Annotated in this window: 14 protein-coding genes and 2 riboswitches; of the genes, 6 read left to right on the top strand and 8 right to left on the bottom strand. The window is 61.8% G+C overall.

Annotated elements, in window-relative coordinates; all coding sequences use genetic code 11:
• Positions 1 to 11: 11 nt before the first annotated feature.
• Complete coding sequence (locus tag BT119_RS13995) at positions 12 to 1,241, top strand: MFS transporter (RefSeq protein ID WP_042930247.1); 1,230 nt, start codon at positions 12 to 14, stop codon at positions 1,239 to 1,241.
• Positions 1,242 to 1,277: 36 nt separating this feature from the next.
• Here BT119_RS13995 and BT119_RS13990 read toward each other — a convergent pair whose 3' ends face one another.
• The 3 genes from BT119_RS13990 to BT119_RS13980 all read right to left on the bottom strand — a co-directional run bounded on the left by BT119_RS13990 (position 1,278) and on the right by BT119_RS13980 (position 4,027).
• A complete protein-coding gene (locus BT119_RS13990) occupies positions 1,278 to 2,414 on the bottom strand; it encodes a M14 family metallopeptidase (RefSeq protein WP_046719296.1) in 1,137 nt (378 codons plus the stop codon).
• Between the two features lie 101 nt (positions 2,415 to 2,515).
• Positions 2,516 to 3,067 (bottom strand): DUF4880 domain-containing protein, encoded by a 552-nt coding sequence (locus BT119_RS13985; RefSeq protein ID WP_072366086.1) that lies wholly within the window; start codon positions 3,065 to 3,067, stop codon positions 2,516 to 2,518.
• 492 nt (positions 3,068 to 3,559) lie between these two features.
• Positions 3,560 to 4,027 (bottom strand): Lrp/AsnC family transcriptional regulator, encoded by a 468-nt coding sequence (locus BT119_RS13980; protein WP_004413813.1) that lies wholly within the window; start codon positions 4,025 to 4,027, stop codon positions 3,560 to 3,562.
• 172 nt (positions 4,028 to 4,199) lie between these two features.
• On the opposite strand from BT119_RS13980, the gene BT119_RS13975 reads away from it, so the two are divergent.
• Positions 4,200 to 7,682, top strand: coding sequence for an indolepyruvate ferredoxin oxidoreductase family protein (locus BT119_RS13975; RefSeq protein WP_072366239.1), 3,483 nt, complete (start codon positions 4,200 to 4,202; stop codon positions 7,680 to 7,682).
• Positions 7,683 to 7,769: 87 nt separating this feature from the next.
• Here BT119_RS13975 and cobM read toward each other — a convergent pair whose 3' ends face one another.
• The 4 genes from cobM to BT119_RS13955 are packed head-to-tail and all read right to left on the bottom strand — an operon-like array spanning position 7,770 to position 9,894.
• Positions 7,770 to 8,519 carry a precorrin-4 C(11)-methyltransferase gene (cobM, locus tag BT119_RS13970; RefSeq protein ID WP_003364531.1) on the bottom strand — a complete coding sequence of 250 codons (750 nt, stop codon included), beginning with the start codon at positions 8,517 to 8,519 and terminating at the stop codon, positions 7,770 to 7,772.
• A 32-nt stretch (positions 8,520 to 8,551) separates the two neighbouring features.
• Positions 8,552 to 9,001 (bottom strand): cobalamin biosynthesis protein, encoded by a 450-nt coding sequence (locus BT119_RS13965; RefSeq protein ID WP_004413808.1) that lies wholly within the window; start codon positions 8,999 to 9,001, stop codon positions 8,552 to 8,554.
• Positions 8,979 to 9,701, bottom strand: coding sequence for a CbtA family protein (locus BT119_RS13960; RefSeq protein ID WP_072366084.1), 723 nt, complete (start codon positions 9,699 to 9,701; stop codon positions 8,979 to 8,981). Before BT119_RS13960 ends, BT119_RS13965 begins: the two co-directional genes overlap by 23 nt.
• Positions 9,702 to 9,711: 10 nt before the next feature.
• Positions 9,712 to 9,894, bottom strand: coding sequence for a CbtB domain-containing protein (locus BT119_RS13955; protein ID WP_003342053.1), 183 nt, complete (start codon positions 9,892 to 9,894; stop codon positions 9,712 to 9,714).
• A 98-nt stretch (positions 9,895 to 9,992) separates the two neighbouring features.
• Positions 9,993 to 10,208, bottom strand: a riboswitch (cobalamin riboswitch).
• A gap of 202 nt (positions 10,209 to 10,410) precedes the next feature.
• Positions 10,411 to 10,633, top strand: a riboswitch (cobalamin riboswitch).
• 118 nt (positions 10,634 to 10,751) lie between these two features.
• Between BT119_RS13955 and cobW the strand changes: the two genes are divergently transcribed.
• From cobW to BT119_RS13935, 4 genes are read left to right on the top strand one after another with little or no spacing between them, the layout of a single operon-like run.
• Positions 10,752 to 11,816: a cobalamin biosynthesis protein CobW gene (gene cobW, locus BT119_RS13950; RefSeq protein WP_011268157.1), complete on the top strand. Its 1,065-nt coding sequence runs from the start codon at positions 10,752 to 10,754 to the stop codon at positions 11,814 to 11,816.
• Positions 11,817 to 11,819: 3 nt separating this feature from the next.
• Positions 11,820 to 15,584: a cobaltochelatase subunit CobN gene (gene cobN / locus BT119_RS13945; RefSeq protein WP_072366082.1), complete on the top strand. Its 3,765-nt coding sequence runs from the start codon at positions 11,820 to 11,822 to the stop codon at positions 15,582 to 15,584.
• On the top strand, positions 15,584 to 16,618 hold the full coding sequence (locus tag BT119_RS13940) for a magnesium chelatase ATPase subunit I (RefSeq protein ID WP_072366080.1): 1,035 nt from the start codon (positions 15,584 to 15,586) through the stop codon (positions 16,616 to 16,618). Before cobN ends, BT119_RS13940 begins: the two co-directional genes overlap by 1 nt.
• Before the next feature lie 53 nt (positions 16,619 to 16,671).
• The gene (locus BT119_RS13935; protein ID WP_072366078.1) at positions 16,672 to 17,283 is read left to right on the top strand and encodes a vWA domain-containing protein; all 612 of its coding nucleotides are present in this window, start codon (positions 16,672 to 16,674) and stop codon (positions 17,281 to 17,283) included.
• A 160-nt stretch (positions 17,284 to 17,443) separates the two neighbouring features.
• Here the strand turns inward: BT119_RS13935 and BT119_RS13930 are convergent, their stop codons facing one another.
• Positions 17,444 to 17,710: a hypothetical protein gene (locus BT119_RS13930; protein WP_003315350.1), complete on the bottom strand. Its 267-nt coding sequence runs from the start codon at positions 17,708 to 17,710 to the stop codon at positions 17,444 to 17,446.
• Positions 17,711 to 17,919: the final 209 nt, after the last annotated feature.

Below are 17,919 nucleotides of genomic sequence, written 5' to 3'. Positions count from 1 at the left end.
AGAGCGTATCCATGTCCCTTTCTTCACACGATTCGACGTCGCCAGACGTGAAGTCTGACGGTCGGGCACGAAACCATCTCGGGTTTCTGGCGTTTACCACGTTATGCTTTTTTGCCGCGTCCAGCACGCCCACGCCGCTTTATCACCTTTATCAGGAAGCATGGGGATTCTCGGCGGGCGTGCTTACCCTGATTTTTGCAGTCTATGCATTCAGCCTGCTGGCTGCCTTGTTGATGGGCGGGTCGCTGTCTGACTATTTGGGGCGGCGCCCGGTGATTTTCGGCGCCTTGCTGCTGCAAAGCGTCTCGATGCTGCTGTTCATTCTGGCCAGTGACGTCAGCTGGCTGGTGGCTGCGCGCCTGCTGCAGGGTTTTGCAACAGGTCTGGCTGCCAGCGCACTGGGCGCAGCCTTGCTGGACAATGATTCGGTCAAGGGGCCGTTGATCAACAGCATTTCGCCGATGCTCGGCATGGCCGTTGGCGCTCTGGGGACAGCACTGCTGGCGCAATTCGCGCCGTTGCCGTTGATACTCGGTTACTGCTTGCTGCTGGCCGCATTTCTGAGTCAGGCCCTGTACCTGGGACGCGTCGAAGAAACCGTCAGTCCTCAGCCTGGTGTCTGGCAATCCCTCAAGCCCTCGCTGCATGTACCGCAGCAGGCACGCCGCATGCTGTGGCTGGTTCTGCCGGTGGACATCGCCGCGTGGGCGCTGGGTGGCTTCTTTCTGTCGTTGAGCCCGTCCTTGCTGGTAGCGGCGACCGGCTCCACCTCACCGCTCAATGGCGGCCTGGCGGTTGCGGCGCTGACCCTCAGCGGTGCGGCGGCGATTCTGACGTTGCGTCAGCGCGAGCCGGTACTCGGCTTGTGGGTAGGTGCGAGCTTTCTGCCGCTGGGTGTCGCGGTGATCCTGCTTTCGATCAACCTGGGTTTGCTGTGGCTGTTTTTCGTCGGCGCAGTGGTCGCAGGTGTGGGTTTCGGGTCGAGCTTTCTGGGCGCGCTGCGCATGCTCATGCCCTTGGCGCATGCCCACGAGCGGGGCGGGCTGATGTCGGCTTTTCTGGTGCTCAGCTACCTGGCCTTCTGCATACCGGCACTGGTCGCCGGCTTCTTTGCCCACTCGGCGGGGCTGGTGATGACCAGCAATGTCTACGGGGCAGTGGTGATCACGCTGGCGCTGATCGCGCTGGCCAGTCTGATCGTACGCCGTGCCGCCAGCGCAAACAAAAATGCCCACGCATAGGTGGGCATTTCGGTTTGCCTGAAGGCAGGAGAGCCCTTAACGCAGCTCTTTTACCATCTCGGACAACACGGTCAGTATATCCCCGGCCAGTTGCGCGGAGCGCTTGCCTGACCAGCCGGTGACCGGGTCTGGCGCGTTGTCGTGATCCTTGAACGGCATTTCCAGGGTCAGTGACAGGCACTTGTAGCGTTCGCCCACAGCATTGGCGGCCAGGTTCATGTTGGCCTGACCGGGCGCGCTGCGTGGGTAGCCATGAGCCGTCTGGAAGTTGTCGCTGACCTCGCACAGGCGGCTGCTAAAGCGCTCTTCAAGCTGGCGTTGCTGTGCGCTATACCCCGGATTACCTTCGCAGGCGGCAGTGAATACGTAGGGGATTTCCTCGTCGCCGTGCACGTCGAGGAACATGTCCACGCCGTACTTTTCCATCTGCTGCCTGATGAAAGACACTTCCGGACTCAGCGCTTCGGTACTGTCCTGCCAGGCACGATTAAGGTCCTTGCCGTTGGCGTTGGTGCGCAAGTGGCCATGAAAGGCACCGTCCGGGTTGACGTTCGGTACCAGGTAAAGATCCGCTTCTGCCAGCAATTGCTGCAGCGCGGCGTCATCCTTTTGCTGGAGGCGTTCGATTACGCCCTCCATGAACCATTCGGCCATGTGTTCGCCAGGGTGCTGCTGGGCAATCATCCAGATCCTGCGTTTGCCTTCGGCACCGTCGCCTTTGCGCAGCAGTTGAATATCCCGACCCTCGACGCTTTTGCCGACAGCCAGCAACTGCGCACCGGCTTTTTCCTGCGCCTGTTCGATCAGCCACTCATGGCGTTCGCGGCTGTAGGGTTCGAAGTACGCAAACCAGACTTGCGGCTGGTCCGGGGCCAGGCTGAAATTCAGCGCCTTGCCGTCGAAATCCGACGCTACCCGAAACCAGTTCTCATGGTCGTAGGACGCCACGGCGTTGTAGCCGGTCCAGGCACTGTTGAACGTGGACTCGCTGGCATTGGTCAGGCTGAAGCCATAGGTCTGGCCGACGTTCAGGCCTTCTGCCTTGAAATGAAACCACTGGAAATGCGCGCTTTGCGTGTCGGGCCGAATCGCCAGCCTGATATGCGCCGGGTCGCTTGCGTCGAGAACCTGAATGTTGCCGCTGTCGAAATCTGAACCAATAGTGAGAGTCAAGATAGGTGCCTGCTTGCGTAGATGCCTTTTCAGGCCACTACTGTACACCGATCAACATCGCGCCCTGCGACGTAAACTTCACTGCAACGGTCATCTGCGCCTCAGGATATGGCTTCGGCAGTGACCATCAGGCTGCAGATGAAGGCGGTCAGCAGGCACCAGATCAGATACACACTGCGCTTGCGCCGATGCCAGCCGGATGCGCCGAGCAGCGAGGCGGGCGCCTGCAACTGACGCCACAGTCGCTCGCTGTTCTGGAAGGCCGAAAGGTGCGCGGCGTCGGCGTCCAGCCAGTGGCGAAATTCGATGCGTTCGCTGGCGGTTGCCGCTGGGCTCTGCAGGTGCACATACCAGCGAATGGCCTGATTCTGAATGGCAGCCTGAATGGCAGCGCTTGGGGTGTCTGCCGCGCCAGGTACGTGGGCCTTGCCCAGCGCACGAAGCATCGCACGCTCTACCCGGGCGATATCGACGTTCATGAAGCGCGCGATGTCGGCATAGGCCAGTCCGTCGAGTCGGCTGAGCAGAAATATCTGCCGGGTCCGGCGCGAGAGCTTGCCCAGTCGGTGACCGAGTTCAATGGCCTGCAGCGTGGGTTGCGGCTCGGGCACGCGGACAGGGAGGTGCAGTAGAGACGAGAGCTGATTACTCATGATGTATAGCTCGCTGATCGTCCATGGGAGTCTTCCTTGTGATGTCGGGTAGCGTCCGTGACAAGAATAGACTAGTGAATACGAGAATCATTCTCAAGTGAAAAGTCGCAGCAATTACTTTTTATCTGCCGCATTGTGGCGTTTTTGCCATAAAAGCATGGCCTTGATCGAGTGGCCTTTGCTATGATCCGCGTCATTGCAACACACCGCGCAACACCCAGACTTCATTAGCCTGAAGCAGCGAAACCATAAAGAAAGAACCAAAAAAAGACCCGGCAAAAAGCCGGGTCAAAAACCGTGATTAGCCTGATGAGGAGATAATCAGGAAGCCGACCTAAGACTTCCCGGTTATCCAGCGAGTCTCGCGACCCGCTGATGCAATAATAATCATTATCATTTGCAAGTCAAATGTTTTTATTGCCCTCATTGATACCGATAATCCGCCAGCGCTCGCTCGGCGGATTTTCTTTTCTGGCTTCTCCCCGATATCGCCTAGTCCAGCGGCAGCTCCGTGGTGCGCTTCACCGTGCTCATGGCAATGTTTGAATGGGCTTCGTGGACGTGGGGCAATTGCAGCAAATGATCGCGCAGAAAGCGCTCGTAGCTGGCGATGTCCTGAGCGACCACCTTGAGCATGAAATCCATCCCCCCGGCCATCGTGTAGCACTCCAGCACCTCGGGGTGGCCGATGATCGCCTCCTCGAACTCCGCCAGATAGCGACGGCCATGGCCTGACAGCTTGACCTCGACGAACACCGTCATGCTCAGTCCCAGCTTCTGGGTGCTGAGCAGGGCGACCGTGCGTTCGATCACCCCGTCTTCCTGAAGGCGGTGAATGCGCCTCCAGCAGGGCGATTGCGACAGCTCGACGCGTTCGGCGATTTCCGCTGCCGACAGGCTGGCGTCATGTTGCAGCAGACGAAGAATCCTGCGATCGATAGGGCTCAATTTTGGCTGCATGAATTGACCTTGTTTTTTGTTCTGGCCGAAAAAAGCATGCTGAATATCAGCAGATTTGCGCGCATTTAGAAAGAAAAAGCCTCTTTGCTGCTGGCAGTCTAGTTGCAAGGCTGCCGGGCAGGACCGTCCCGGTGCAAATGACCTGACTTATAAGAACAAGAGAGGTATGCGCATGTCCCTGGCTGATATTCGTCTGGATGATAAATACCGGCTTGCCACCGGCAATCTGTACCTGACCGGCACACAGGCCCTGACCCGCCTGCCGATGCTGCAAAAGCAGCGCGATGAGGCGCAGGGCCTGAACACTGCCGGGTTCATCTCTGGCTACCGCGGTTCGCCGCTGGGTAATCTGGACAAGAGCCTTTGGGACGCCAAGGACTACCTGCAACAAAACGCCATCCATTTTCAGCCGGGCATCAACGAAGAACTGGCCGCCACGGCGGTCTGGGGCAGTCAACAGGTCAACCTGTTCCCACATGGCAAGTACGATGGCGTGTTCGCCCTCTGGTACGGCAAGGGGCCGGGCGTAGATCGTTGCGGTGATGTGTTCAAGCACGGCAACTCGGCCGGTGTTGCGGCCAATGGCGGTGTGCTGATCCTGGCGGGCGACGACCACGGCTGCAAATCATCGACCATCGCTCACCAGAGTGAGCACGCGTTCATTGCCTCGATGATCCCCGTGCTCAACCCCAGTAATGTCCAGGAGATTCTCGACTACGGCATCATTGGCTGGGAGCTGTCGCGTTACAGTGGTTGCTGGGTGGCGATGAAGACCATTGCCGAGAACGTCGACTCTTCCGCGGTGGTCGAGGTCGATCCATTGCGGATCAAAACCCGTATCCCTGACGACTTCGACATACCCGAAGGCGGTTTGCACATCCGCTGGCCGGACCCGCCGCTGGCTCAGGAGGCCCGACTCAATACCTACAAGATCTACGCCGCCAGGGCCTTCGCGCGCGCCAACCAGTTGAACAAGGTGGTGATCGATTCTGCGCAACCCCGGCTGGGCATCATCACCACCGGCAAGTCCTATCTGGACGTGCGGCAGGCCCTCGAAGAGCTGGGTATCGATCAGGAGCTGTGCGAGAAGGTCGGGATTCGCGTGCTCAAGGTCGGCATGAGCTGGCCGCTGGAACCGGTGTCGGTGCACGATTTTGCCGAAGGGCTGGACGAAATTCTGGTGGTCGAGGAAAAACGCAGTGTCATTGAAGACCAGTTGACCGGTCAGCTCTACAACTGGCCTGTTGAACGGCGGCCAGTGGTGGTCGGCGAGTTCGATGAGCAGGGCCGTTCACTGCTGCCGAACCTCAGTGAGCTGACCCCGGCGATGATTGCCAGGGTGATCGCCAAACGCCTCGCGCCGTTCTACAGCAGCCCGCAGATCGACGCGCGCCTGCAGTTTCTCAGCGACAAGGAGCAAGCGTTGCAGGCGCCGCTGTTCACCACCCAGCGCACCCCGCATTTCTGCTCCGGCTGCCCGCATAACACCTCGACCCGGGTTCCGGAGGGCAGTCGCGCCCTGGCCGGGATCGGCTGCCATTACATGACCATCTGGATGGATCGCGAAACCGATACGTTCACCCAGATGGGCGGCGAGGGCGTGACCTGGATCGGTCAGGCACCGTTCACCGAAACTCCGCACGTTTTCCAGAACCTGGGCGACGGTACCTATTTTCACTCGGGGCACCTGGCGCTGCGTGCGGCAGTGGCCTCCAAGGTCAACATTACTTACAAGATTCTCTACAACGATGCGGTGGCCATGACCGGTGGCCAGCCGATCGACGGCGTGCTGCGCGTCGATCAACTGAGCCGTCAGGTGTTCAACGAAGGCGTGCTGCGCATCGCGCTGGTTTCCGACGAGCCGGACAAGTACCCGAGTCGTGAGGACTTCGCGCCGATTACCACCTTTCATCATCGGCGCGACCTGGATAGCGTGCAGCGCGAGTTACGCGAGTTCAAAGGCGTGTCGGTCATCATCTACGACCAGACCTGCGCCACCGAAAAGCGCCGCCGTCGCAAACGCGGCACCATGCCTGACCTGGAAAAGCGCGCGTTGATCAACCCGGCGGTGTGCGAAGGCTGCGGCGACTGTGGGGTGAAATCCGGATGCCTGTCTGTGCTGCCCAAGGAAACGGCACAGGGGCGCAAGCGCGAAATCGATCAGAGCGCCTGCAATAAGGATTTCAGTTGCGTCGAGGGTTTCTGCCCAAGCTTCGTTACGGTGCATGGCGGCAAACTGCGCAAGCCTGTGTTGCCCAAGCAGGTCGAGGCGTTCGCGCGTCTGCCAGAACCGGCACTGCCGTCGCTCGACAGGCCGTTCAATATTCTCCTGCCGGGTGTCGGCGGCACAGGGGTGACCACCGTCGGCGCGATGCTGGGCTATGCCGCGAATCTGGAAGGCAAGGGCTGCAGCGTGCTTGATCAGGCGGGTCTGGCACAGAAATTCGGTCCGGTGGTCAGCCATATCCGCATTGCCGCGCGCCAGGAGGATCTGTTCGCCGTGCGTATCGCCGCCGGTGAAGCGCACCTGCTGCTCGGCTGTGACTTGCTGGTGGCTGCCGGCCCGGATGCGATCGCCAAGCTCGACAGCAAGATTTCCCATGCGGTGGTCAACAGCCAGCAAACACCGACCGCCGAGTTCACGCGCAATCCGGATGCCGTGTTCCCGGCCGAGGCCATGAAGCAGACCATCATCGAGGCGGTCGGCGCGGCGAAGACCCACTTTGTCGAAGCCACCTCGCTGGCCACCCGACTGATGGGCGACAGCATCGCCAGCAACCTGTTCATGCTCGGCTATGCGTTCCAGCTGGGCCTGATTCCATTGACCTCGGCGGCCATCGAGAAGGCCATCAAACTCAACGGCGTTGCGGTCAACCTGAATCAGCAGGCGTTTCTCTGGGGCCGTCGTACCGCGCATGATCCCGCCGCCGTGGAGGCCTTCGTCAATCCGCAAGACAAGGTCAGCGAGCCGCAACCGATGGACCTTGATCAGCGTATCCAGAGCAACGTCGATGCCTTGAAGCAGTATCAGAACGCGGCTTACGCCAAGCGCTATCTGGCGTTGGTGCAACGCGTACGCGACAGCGAATCGCGGGCGTTCCCCGGTCAGCAGCCGACGCTGACCGAGGCTGTGGCGTTCAATTACTTCAAATTGCTGGCGTACAAGGACGAATACGAAGTGGCGCGGCTGTACAGCAACGGCGAGTTTACCCGCCAGTTGCAGGCGCAGTTCGAAGGTGACTATCGACTGGAGTTTCATCTGGCACCGTCGTGGCTGGCCAAGCGCGACCCGCACACGGGCCTGCCACGCAAACGCAGCTTTGGCCCGTGGATGCTGCGCGCTTTCGATGTGCTGGCGGCGTTCAAATTTCTCCGTGGTACGGCGCTCGATCCGTTCGGTCGCAGCCTTGAGCGTCAGCAGGAGAGGGCGCTGATTGATCACTATGTCAGCGATGTCGAACTGATCCTGCAGCACCTTCAGGCGCAGAATCGCCACACCGCCTTGAGTCTGGCACGCCTGCCGGAACGCATTCGCGGCTATGGCTACATCAAGGAAAGCGCCATGAAAGCAGCTGCCGTGCAGGCCGATATTCTGCGCAAGAGCCTGGAAAGCGGCGAAGTGGCCGCGCCGAAGCTGTATGAGGCGGCTGCCTGAGGAGGGCAATACCAATCAGCGTGCCAGCTCAACGTTGGCACGCTTTGCATTACGCGATGCGATCGTCGTGCCGCGTAGAGGTACTGACTACACCGGCCTGAACAGGTGGGCATGCCCGGCGCGGTACAGCGAGGACTCGCTGAAGGTGTCATCGGCAAGCACACGTCCGACCAGAATCAGCGCTGTACGGCGAAAGCCCTTGGCCTGTACCTTTTCCTGAATATCCGCCAGCGTGCCAACGGCCCAGTCCTGATCCGGCCAGCTGGCGCGGTGCACCACGGCAATCGGGCAGTCGGCGCCGTAATGTGGCACGAGCTCTTCGACGATCCGCTGCAGGTTGTTCACCCCCAGATGAATCGCCATCGTTGCCCGATGGCTGGCCAGACTGGCCAGTTCCTCGCCGCTGGGCATTGAGGTCTTGTCGGCATAGCGGGTCAGAATCACGCTTTGCGAAACGTCCGGCAGGGTCAGCTCGACGCCCAGCAATGCAGCGCAGGCAGCGGTCGCGGTCACTCCCGGAATGATTTCGAACGGAATGCCCAGTTCGCGCAGATGGCGGATCTGCTCACCGATAGCGCCATACAGGCTCGGGTCTCCGGAGTGCACGCGTGCGACATCCTGGCCCTGTGCGTGTGCGCGCTTGATCAGCTCGATGATCTGCTCCAGATGCAGCTCGGCGCTGTTGGTCACCTGCACGGCCTGATGACCTTCCAGCACTGCGAGGGGGACCAGCGAGCCTGCGTAGATAATGACCGGGCAGTTGCGAATCAGGCGTTGTCCCTTGACGGTGATCAGCTCCGGATCGCCAGGGCCTGCGCCGATGAAATAGACAGTCAATGAATTCTCCGGGGTGAATGAGCGCGGGGAGATTATCCGCTGTGCGCAGGGCTGATTGCCAAGGCAAATGTGGCCTGCGCGCTTTTCTGCCGTTCTATCAGCAGCGTAGCCGTACCGTCTCCCAGTTGCGCCGCGAGTGCCAGGGCCGAGCCTTCGGCGACGCCATGACAGCCAGTGCTCTGGAAGACCTGCGCAGAGCGGTGCGTGAGGTGCAGTTCCCACGCTACCAGTTGCGCGGCGTTGAAGCATACCAGTGGCACTGCCAGTTGCTCGGCCAGCTCAAGCAGACCGGGCTCGGTTTGTTTCAGGTCGATGGACGCTAGCGCGGTCACCCGGGCAATGTCCAGCTCAAGTGCCTGCAGGCTTTGCTCAAGCAGATCGCGCAACAGCGCAGCCGAGCAGCCGCGCCGACAGCCCAGCCCGGCGACCAGAGGTGCGCCGGGTTGAAGGGTAACTGGATCAGGCCTGATGCAGGTCGACATGGTCGGCGTGCACATCGTTTTTGCGGAACAGCCAGGCACTGATCAATCCCAGAGCGACCCAGAACAGCGCGTTGGTCAGCAGCGAGGCCATCATGAACTGCGATTCCAGAGCCTCGGGAGCCAGGCTTTCATGGACCAGCGGCTGTGGCGCGCCAAGCACATGCGGGACCAGCAGAATCGCCACACCCAGTGCTTTGAGCAGCCAGTTCTGACCGAACACCAGCAAGGCCAGCCCGACGGCAGTCGACGCAGCAGCGCCGAGCCACCATAGCTGACGCTGACTCAACTCGGCGGCGGCCGTGCCTGGCAGTTCGGGTGGCAGGCCAAGGGTCGGGGCCAGCACGAACACGGCAAAACCGGCCAGCCCCCACCATGCGCCTTGCACGGTGCGACCCGGTGCCCGCAGGGCGTAAAGCCCGGCAAGCATCAGCGCAAAGCCCACCGCGACCACCAGGTTACCGCCGGTGGTGGACAGCACACGCTGCCAACCGGTTTCGGGCTCCCAGGCCGCTTCTTCATGGGCATGGCTGTGTTCGGCCAACGCGCCGTCCGTGTGCTGATGCAGTTGCTCGGCAGGCGCGTTTTCGTAGGTCTCGGCCTGCTGGATCAGCGGCACCACCCACAGGCTTTGCAGCAGGGTCAGCAGCAGGGCGGCGAGCAGGCCGGTGAAACCTGCGGTGTAGGCGATTCGCTTGAACATTGTGTAGCCCTCAATGGCAAGGAAAGGCAGCGCTGTGACGGGTGTCGTGTGCCGCGTTGTGCACGGCCGCGATGTGCGAGAAACCGGCGAAGTACACCAGGCAGGCGCCGAGAAGCGCAGCGCTGATGGCGGCTGTCAGGCGTTGAGTGCGTGTGGAGCTGGGCGCGGCGGCGTGGCTGCTGATGGTCGACATGGCGTTCCCTCTTGTTGGTAATCGGCAAGTGGGCCACGCGCAAAAGAACCTGCCGGCAGATGCCGGAGGTTTCAACTGCGCCCGCCCACCGCGGGTTTGTCATTGCAAGCATATCGGGCCGGTCTCCGGGCTCGCGAGGGGCCAGGACGTCAGTGCGTCAAAGCCTGCAAGGTCACCTTCCCATGCCAGCGGCACAGTGGATCAGACCTACTCTCGCTTACCGTTGCGGGGGCAGCACCGGACTTGCTCGACAACGCGAGCGCACCGGTTTCCCGTTTCACCCCGTGAGGGGCACCCGAAACAAGGCGCACAGGAGAGCATGGGCGGCGGGGCAGCGTCAATCTGAACGATTGACCTGTCTGCAGTCACTGCGTAGCCTTGCCGGTTCCAGGCTGTGTAAAAACTACTGCGCTTGGCAATACTGCGTTAAAAACAGGCGAAAAATGCTCATTTAGAACACCTAGACTCCGCTTTTTCGCCTGTTTTTGCCTTGTCTTGCCTTCGCTCGTGACGTTTTTACACACCCCGGTTCGAGGTTCTCCCCGGGTAAAACATCACTCAGTGGAGCTAAGACGGGAATGCGGTACAAGCCGCAGCTGCCCCCGCAACTGTAAACGGTCATGTTCATTGCACAGCCACTGCTGCGGCGGGAAGGCGCGATGAATGCGTGTCGGCGTTTCTCACTGCCTGCCGCACGCCGCCGTGAGCCAGGAGACCTGCCTCGAACGGGCCGCACATGCTGCGGCCCTGGAGAATTCTCACTACAACCGGGCGGGGTGATCCGGTGGCGATCCGATCTGCGTGTCATGCATGCGGTTCTCGTCCTGTTTGCCCGCCGCATTGCCAAAGGGCACCTGATGAAAACACTGGCCAAGCTTCCCGTTACCATCGTCACCGGCTTCCTCGGCTCGGGCAAGACCACCCTGTTGCGGCACATGCTCGACAACGCCGAAGGGCGGCGCATTGCGGTCATCGTCAATGAGTTCGGCGAGCTGGGCATCGACGGAGAAATCCTCAAGCAGTGCACGATCGGCTGCACCGAAGAAGAAGCCAACGGCCGGGTGTACGAACTGGCCAACGGCTGCCTGTGCTGCACCGTGCAGGAAGAGTTCTTCCCGGTCATGCGCGAACTGGTCGCGCGCCGTGGTGATCTGGACCATATCCTGATCGAAACCTCGGGGCTGGCGCTGCCCAAGCCGCTGGTCCAGGCTTTTCAATGGCCGGAAATCCGCAACGCCTGCACGGTCGATGCGGTGATTACGGTGGTCGACAGCCCGGCGGTACTGGCTGGTACTTTCGCTGCCTTCCCTGATCAGGTCGATGCGCAGCGCAAACTTGATCCCAACCTGGACCACGAGTCGCCCCTGCACGAACTGTTTGCCGATCAACTGGCCAGCGCTGATCTGGTGATCCTCAACAAGGCCGACATGATCGACGCCGAAGGTCTGGCGACGGTGCGTGCCGAAGTTGCCGAAGAGTTGCCGCCTGCCGTCAAGGTGATCGAAGCCAGCAGTGGTCGCCTGCCGATCAGCGTGTTGCTGGGTGTCGGTGCCGAGTCCGAACTGCATATCGATGCGCGCAAGACCCACCATGATCACCACGACGATGACGATCATGATGACCACGATCACGACGCGTTCGATTCGATATCCCTGAAACTGCCGCAAGCTGACGAGAAAGTCCTGCTCGATGCACTGAATCAGTTGGTGGTGCAGCACGGCATTCTTCGTGTGAAGGGCTTCGCGGCCATTCCCGGCAAGCCGATGCGCCTGCTGATTCAAGGTGTCGGGACGCGTTTCGACAAGCACTTCGACCGCGCCTGGCGTGCCGATGAAGAGCGTGCCACACACTTGGTGCTGATTGGTCAGGAGTTGGATGCCGCAGCCCTGCAAGCGCAACTCAACGCTGCGATTGCCGGCTGACCCATGCATTTACTGAGAACCCAGCCCGGCGGTTTCGTACCTGACGACAATATTGCCGATCTGGGCCAGACCCCGGCCGAGCTGGTGATTCTCTGCAGCGGCGACTCCAGCCTGGCGCTGCTGGCCGAGGCTGCCCGGCAGCTCCCCGAAGACTACCCCAGCCTGCGCCTGGCCAACCCGATGCAGGTCCAGAATCACGCCTCTGTCGACCTGTACGTCGATGAAGTGCTGCGTCACGCAAAGGTCATCCTGATTTCTCTGCACGGCGGTATTGGCTACTGGCGCTACGGCGTCGAGCGGCTGATGGAGCTCGCGGCACGCGGCGTTCAGGTCATTCTGGTGCCGGGTGATGACCGCCCTGATCCAGAGCTGAGTGATTTGAGCACCGTGCCTGCCGTAGAGCGCGACCGACTCTGGCAGTTTTTGCGTCAGGGCGGCCTGCAAAACGCGCTGCAACTGTACAACTGCATGGCCAGTCGCTGGCTGGACCGAGATTATTCCTGGGTCGAGCCCGCGCCGTTGCCGCGCACGGCGATCTACCATCCGCGTTTGGCAAGCGCGCAGCTTGCCGATTGGCAGGCAGACTGGCTTGCCGAGCAGCCGGTGGTAGCGCTGCTGTTCTATCGCTCGCACCTGCAGGCCGCCAATACCGGTTTCATCGATGAGTTCTGTGTGCGCTTGCAGGCGCAAGGCATCAACCCGCTGCCCATAGCCGTGGCCAGCCTCAAGGAGCCCGGCTGTTTCACTCAGGTGGAGGACTGGCTGGATGAGGCTGAAACCGAGTTGATCCTCAATACCACCGGTTTTGCCCAGTCGAGTCCGGAAGCGCCGCATCTGCGGCCGTTTCGGCGCAACGTGCCGGTCATTCAGGCCATCTGCGCGCAGGACAACGAGCCTGCCTGGCAGGCCAGCGAACAGGGCCTTGGCGCTCGTGATCTGGCGATGCACATTGCTTTGCCGGAGCTGGACGGACGGATCATCAGCCGGCCGATCAGCTTCAAGGACCTGGCCTGGCGCAGTGAGCGCAGCCAGTCGGACGTGGTCTGCTACCGCGCCCAGCCGGACCGGATGGATTTCGTCGCGCAACTGGCGCGGCGCTGGATCGAGCTTGCGCGCCTGCCCAATGGCGAAAAGCGCGTGGCGCTGATCCTCGCCAACTACCCGACTCGCGACGGGCGGATCGGCAATGGTGTGGGGCTCGATACGCCTGCTGCGGCGCTGAATATCCTGCGCGCCATGCAGGCAGAGGGCTATCCGCTGGCGCCGTTGCCCGACACTGGCACTGAACTGATCCAGCAACTGCTGGGCGGCGTGACCAATGATCTGGACAGTATCGACCAACGCCCGTGTCACCAGAGCATGGCGCTGGAGGAATACCTGGCGGCGTTCAACGAACTGCCGCAGGAAAATCGCGACGCGGTGAACGCCCGTTGGGGCACGCCGGACAGCGATCCGATGTTTCGCAGCGGCCGGATGATGATCGCCGGGCTGCGCTTTGGCCTCACCTTCATTGGGATTCAACCGGCGCGGGGTTATCAGGTCGACCCGAGCGCGGTGTATCACGACCCGGATCTGGTTCCACCTCATGGCTATCTGGCGTTCTACTTCTGGCTACGCAAGGCCTACGGCGCGCATGCGGTGGTGCATGTCGGCAAGCACGGCAACCTCGAATGGCTGCCCGGCAAGGGTGTGGGGTTGTCGCGAACCTGCTGGCCGGACGCGGTGCTGGGCGCCATGCCGAACATCTATCCGTTCATCGTCAACGATCCGGGCGAGGGCGCACAGGCCAAGCGGCGCACTCAGGCGGTCATCATCGATCACTTGATGCCGCCGCTGACCCGCGCGGAGACCTACGGCCCGTTACGCAATCTGGAACTGCTCGCCGACGAATTCTACGAAGCGCAATTGCTCGATCCGCGCCGCGCGCGCGAGCTGCAGCGTGACATTCTCGAGCTGGTCCGTGAAACCCATATCGACCGCGAACTGGCGCTTGGCGAGAACCTCGACAGCGATGCCGACGCGGCGCTCTGGCTGCCACGGCTGGACACTTACCTGTGTGACCTGAAGGAATCGCAGATTCGCGATGGTCTGCATATCTTCGGTCAATCGCCGCAAGGTCGTCTGCGCATCGATACCTTGCTGGCCCTGCTGCGTATTCCGCGTGGTGACGGGCGTGGCGCGCAGTCCAGTCTGTTGCGTGCGTTGAGCAAGGCGTTCGAGCTGGACTTCGACCCGCTGAACTGCGAATTGGCCGAACCCTGGACCGGCCCTCGTCCCGCTGCATTGCAGGCCCTGAGCAGCGATCCCTGGCGCAGTGCCGGCGATGCTCGCGAGCGGCTGGAGCTTTACGCCGCCATCCTTATCGAACGCGTCATCCAGGGCGAAGCGTTGACTGACTTGCCTGCACACGATGATCTGGCCCAGATCCTCGACAGCCTGCGTGACGTCGTCGCGCCGCGTCTGGATGCCTGCGGCCCCGGCGAAATGCAGGGCATGCTTGATGCCCTGAGTGGTCGTTTCGTGCCGGCAGGTCCCAGCGGCGCGCCGAGCCGTGGGCGTCTGGATGTGCTGCCCACCGGCCGCAACTTTTTTACCGTGGATGTGCGCAACCTGCCGACCACCACGGCCTGGCGAATCGGCTTCCAGTCCGCCAATCTGCTGCTGGAACGACACCTCCAGGACCATGGCGACCACCTGCGCCAGTTGGGCCTCTCGGTGTGGGGCACGGCGACCATGCGTACCGGCGGTGACGACATCGCTCAGGCCATGGCGCTGATGGGCGTGCGTCCGGTGTGGGCGACGGGCAGTCAGCGGGTCGATGACTTCGAGATTCTGCCGATCAGCCTGCTCGACCGCCCACGAGTGGACGTGACACTGCGGGTCTCCGGCTTTTTCCGCGACGCGTTCGCCAACCTCATCAAGCTGTTCGACGCTGCGGTGCAGGCCGTCGCGGCGCTTGACGAGCCCGACGACCTGAACCCGCTGGCGGCCAGGGTCCGTGAAGAACGGCAGGGCTTCATCGCAGAAGGTCTGAATGAAGACGAAGCGGCGCGTCAGGCTGGCTGGCGGATATTTGGTGCCAAACCCGGTGCCTATGGCGCTGGCGTGCAGGGTGCTATCGATGGCCGCCTGTGGCAGAGCCGCGATGACCTTGCCGAGGTTTACCTGAACTGGGGCGGTTACGCCTATGGCGCTGCCGATGAAGGTACGCCCGCACGCCAGCGCTTTGCCCAGCGGCTTTCTCAGGTGCAGGCGGTGCTGCAGAATCAGGACAATCGCGAACACGATCTGCTCGACTCAAACGACTACTACCAGTTTCAGGGCGGCATGCTCGCCGCTTCGGAAAGCCTCAGCGGGCAGAAGACCGCCAGTTACCACGGCGATCACAGCCAGCCCGACCTGCCGAAAATCCGTACCCTCAAGGAAGAGCTGAACCGGGTGATACGTTCGCGCGCAGCGAATCCGAAATGGATCGAAGGGGCCAAGCGCCACGGTTACAAGGGGGCGTTCGAGATGGCCGCGACCGTGGATTTCCTGTTCGCGTTCGATGCGACCACCGAGCTGATCGATGATCACCAGTACGCGCTGCTCGCAGACGCCTATCTGCTGGACCCGGCGACTCGCGATTTCATCGCTCAGCACAATCCTGATGCCTTGCGCGACATGACCGAGCGCATGCTCGAAGCCCAGCAGCGCGGCCTCTGGCAGGAGCCTGGCGAGTATCAGCAGGCGCTGGAAGACCTGCTCCTGGACATAGAAGAGAACTGATGACCGTGTCTGATTCAACGATGAGTGAAACACCGCATTTTCCGCTGGCCGCTGTGGTCGGTGCTGATGACCTGAAACTGGCGTTATGCCTGACTGCCATCGACCCGCGCATCGGCGGCGTGTTGATCGAAGGGCCGCGGGGCATGGCCAAATCGACGCTGGCCCGCGGGCTGGCCGATGTGCTGGCCAGCGGTCAGTTCGTCACCTTGCCGCTGGGTGCTACCGAAGAGCGTCTGGTCGGCACGCTGGACCTTGACGCCGCACTGAGCGAGGGCCGCGCGCGCTTCTCTCCGGGCGTGCTGGCCAAGGCCGACGGCGGCGTGCTGTATGTCGATGAGGTCAACCTGCTTGCCGACCATCTGGTCGACCTGCTGCTGGACGTCGCGGCCAGCGGCGTCAACCTGGTCGAGCGCGACGGTATCTCCCATCGTCATGCTGCGCGTTTCGTGCTGATCGGCACCATGAACCCCGAAGAAGGTGAATTGCGCCCGCAGTTGCTGGACCGCTTTGGCCTCAATGTGGCGCTGAGCGGTCATACACTGCCTGCCGAGCGCAGCCAGATCATCCGTCGCCGTCTGGATTTCGACACCGATCCGCAGGGCTTCTGCCAGCAGTGGCAAGCGCAGCAGGATGCCTTGAAGCTGCGCTGTGAACAGGCCCGTCAGCTATTGTCGAGCATCGAACTGGATGACCAGTCGCTGGCAATGATCACCGAGCGTTGCTTTGCCGCAGGTGTCGACGGCATGCGTGCCGATCTGGTCTGGCTGCGGGCTGCGCGTGCTCATGCGGCGTGGCGGGGTGCCGGGCACATTGAAGAGCAGGACATCGAAGCGGTTGCCGAATTTGCCTTGCGTCACCGGCGTCGCGAGCCCTCACCACCGCCGCAGAATTCCGAGGCGCCGCCACCACCACCGGGCTCGTCCAGCAAACAGGCCGAGCCTGACAGCGGGCAGGGCAGTTGGGGTGAGTTGCCCGCCCAGGCCGTCACGACCGGGTCACGCCGCGAAGTGCCGAGCTGGCCAAAAAAGCCCTAGGCATCCGTCCCCGCGCCATACAGGGGGCGGATGCCATTCCCCGTCCCGGTCGACTGGCCTGCGGCAGGCAGGGCGCTGTGCGTGTCGGTGCTGATGGCCCGGTGCAATGGCTACCGACCTTTCTGCGCGGTCAGCCGAAGAGCCACAAGGATCTGGTTCGCCAGCCGCGTAGCAGCCGGCCCAGCGAGTTATTGCTGGTGATTGTCGATGCTTCGGCGTCTACCCGCCGCCATCAGGCGTTGAGTCAGGCCAAGGGCCTGCTGTCGCAGATGTTCGACGATGCCTATCGACGCCGCGCGCGGCTGGCCTTACTGACCGCCAGCGGCACTGCGCCACGCTGGCAACATCAGGGGCTGAAGGCCTCATCGGCGTTGACACCCTGGCTGGATGCACTGGGGGCTGGTGGTGGTACGCCGTTGCTGGAAGCGCTGCAACAGGCAACTGAATGGCTGGGGCAACGGCAAAAACGCTATCCGGCCGAACAGCAGCGGGTTCTGGTGCTGACCGATGGCCGGATCAAGTCGTTACCGGCACTCCCTGCGTTCGACTGCGCCAGTTTGCTGATCGATATCGAGAAAGGCCCGATCCGCCTGGGAAGGGCGCGGGAACTGGCATCGAGTCTGGGGGCTGAGTACCGGCACATCGATGAGTTGAAGCGGGTCTGAGGGTGGGGAACCCCTCAGGCCCGGCTCTCTTGCCGATGCTCTGCGGGGGTGGAGCGCGCGCAGAGCATGGCACTGAAAACACACCTCTGTGGGCGCGGCAAGGGCGGCGATCCCACAGGGTTTTCCATTACGCCAAGCGGGGAGCCCGCTCAGTCAGCCATCAAGCCGGCATGGTCCACGGCTCAAGGTCGTAGCCTTCGTTGCTGATTTCTGCACGGGCCTGTTCCAGAGCGCTGGCCAGTTGGCGCTTGTCGGAATAGGTGCTGCTCGGGATCTGCTTGCGACCGATACGGTTGCTGGTGCGGTCGATCACCGTCAGGCTCAGTTCGCCGTTACCGTCCTGTGGTGCCCAGGCAACACACTGGAAGGGTTCAAAAGCGTGTCCAGCGATCAGAAGTGCATCGTTGAAGCGCAGTGGGGCGTTCATGGTCGTTTCCTCAAGTGCCCATATCAATTCAGTCTCGGCGGCGGGCTGACCGTCCGGCTGGTTACTTGTGTTGATGAACGACAAGGGGGCATGAGTCACACCGTTCATTGAAAATATTTGCGAATTATTTTTGATGGGGCGCGTGGAAGGCTGCCTGTTGCCGCAAGAACCGGGCAGGTAGCGCACTAATGACAGCAGGTTATGAGCGT

The organism is Pseudomonas sp. NFACC10-1 (genome assembly GCF_900119195.1).
Classification (GTDB): Bacteria; Pseudomonadota; Gammaproteobacteria; order Pseudomonadales; family Pseudomonadaceae; genus Aquipseudomonas; species Aquipseudomonas cerasi.
This window is presented reverse-complemented; position numbering and strand designations above follow the sequence as displayed.

Bases quoted from the DNA above. Each gene is read 5' to 3' on its own strand.
- cobW (WP_011268157.1), top strand. From the start codon at position 10,752: ATGAAAACACTGGCCAAGCTTCCCGTTACCATCGTCACCGGCTTCCTC.
- BT119_RS13930 (WP_003315350.1), bottom strand. From the start codon at position 17,710: ATGAACGCCCCACTGCGCTTCAACGATGCACTTCTGATCGCTGGACAC.
- BT119_RS13995 (WP_042930247.1), top strand. From the start codon at position 12: ATGTCCCTTTCTTCACACGATTCGACGTCGCCAGACGTGAAGTCTGAC.
- BT119_RS13965 (WP_004413808.1), bottom strand. From the start codon at position 9,001: ATGTCGACCTGCATCAGGCCTGATCCAGTTACCCTTCAACCCGGCGCA.
- BT119_RS13980 (WP_004413813.1), bottom strand. From the start codon at position 4,027: ATGCAGCCAAAATTGAGCCCTATCGATCGCAGGATTCTTCGTCTGCTG.
- BT119_RS13975 (WP_072366239.1), top strand. From the start codon at position 4,200: ATGTCCCTGGCTGATATTCGTCTGGATGATAAATACCGGCTTGCCACC.
- BT119_RS13985 (WP_072366086.1), bottom strand. From the start codon at position 3,067: ATGAGTAATCAGCTCTCGTCTCTACTGCACCTCCCTGTCCGCGTGCCC.
- BT119_RS13955 (WP_003342053.1), bottom strand. From the start codon at position 9,894: ATGTCGACCATCAGCAGCCACGCCGCCGCGCCCAGCTCCACACGCACT.
- cobN (WP_072366082.1), top strand. From the start codon at position 11,820: ATGCATTTACTGAGAACCCAGCCCGGCGGTTTCGTACCTGACGACAAT.
- BT119_RS13940 (WP_072366080.1), top strand. From the start codon at position 15,584: ATGACCGTGTCTGATTCAACGATGAGTGAAACACCGCATTTTCCGCTG.
- BT119_RS13960 (WP_072366084.1), bottom strand. From the start codon at position 9,701: ATGTTCAAGCGAATCGCCTACACCGCAGGTTTCACCGGCCTGCTCGCC.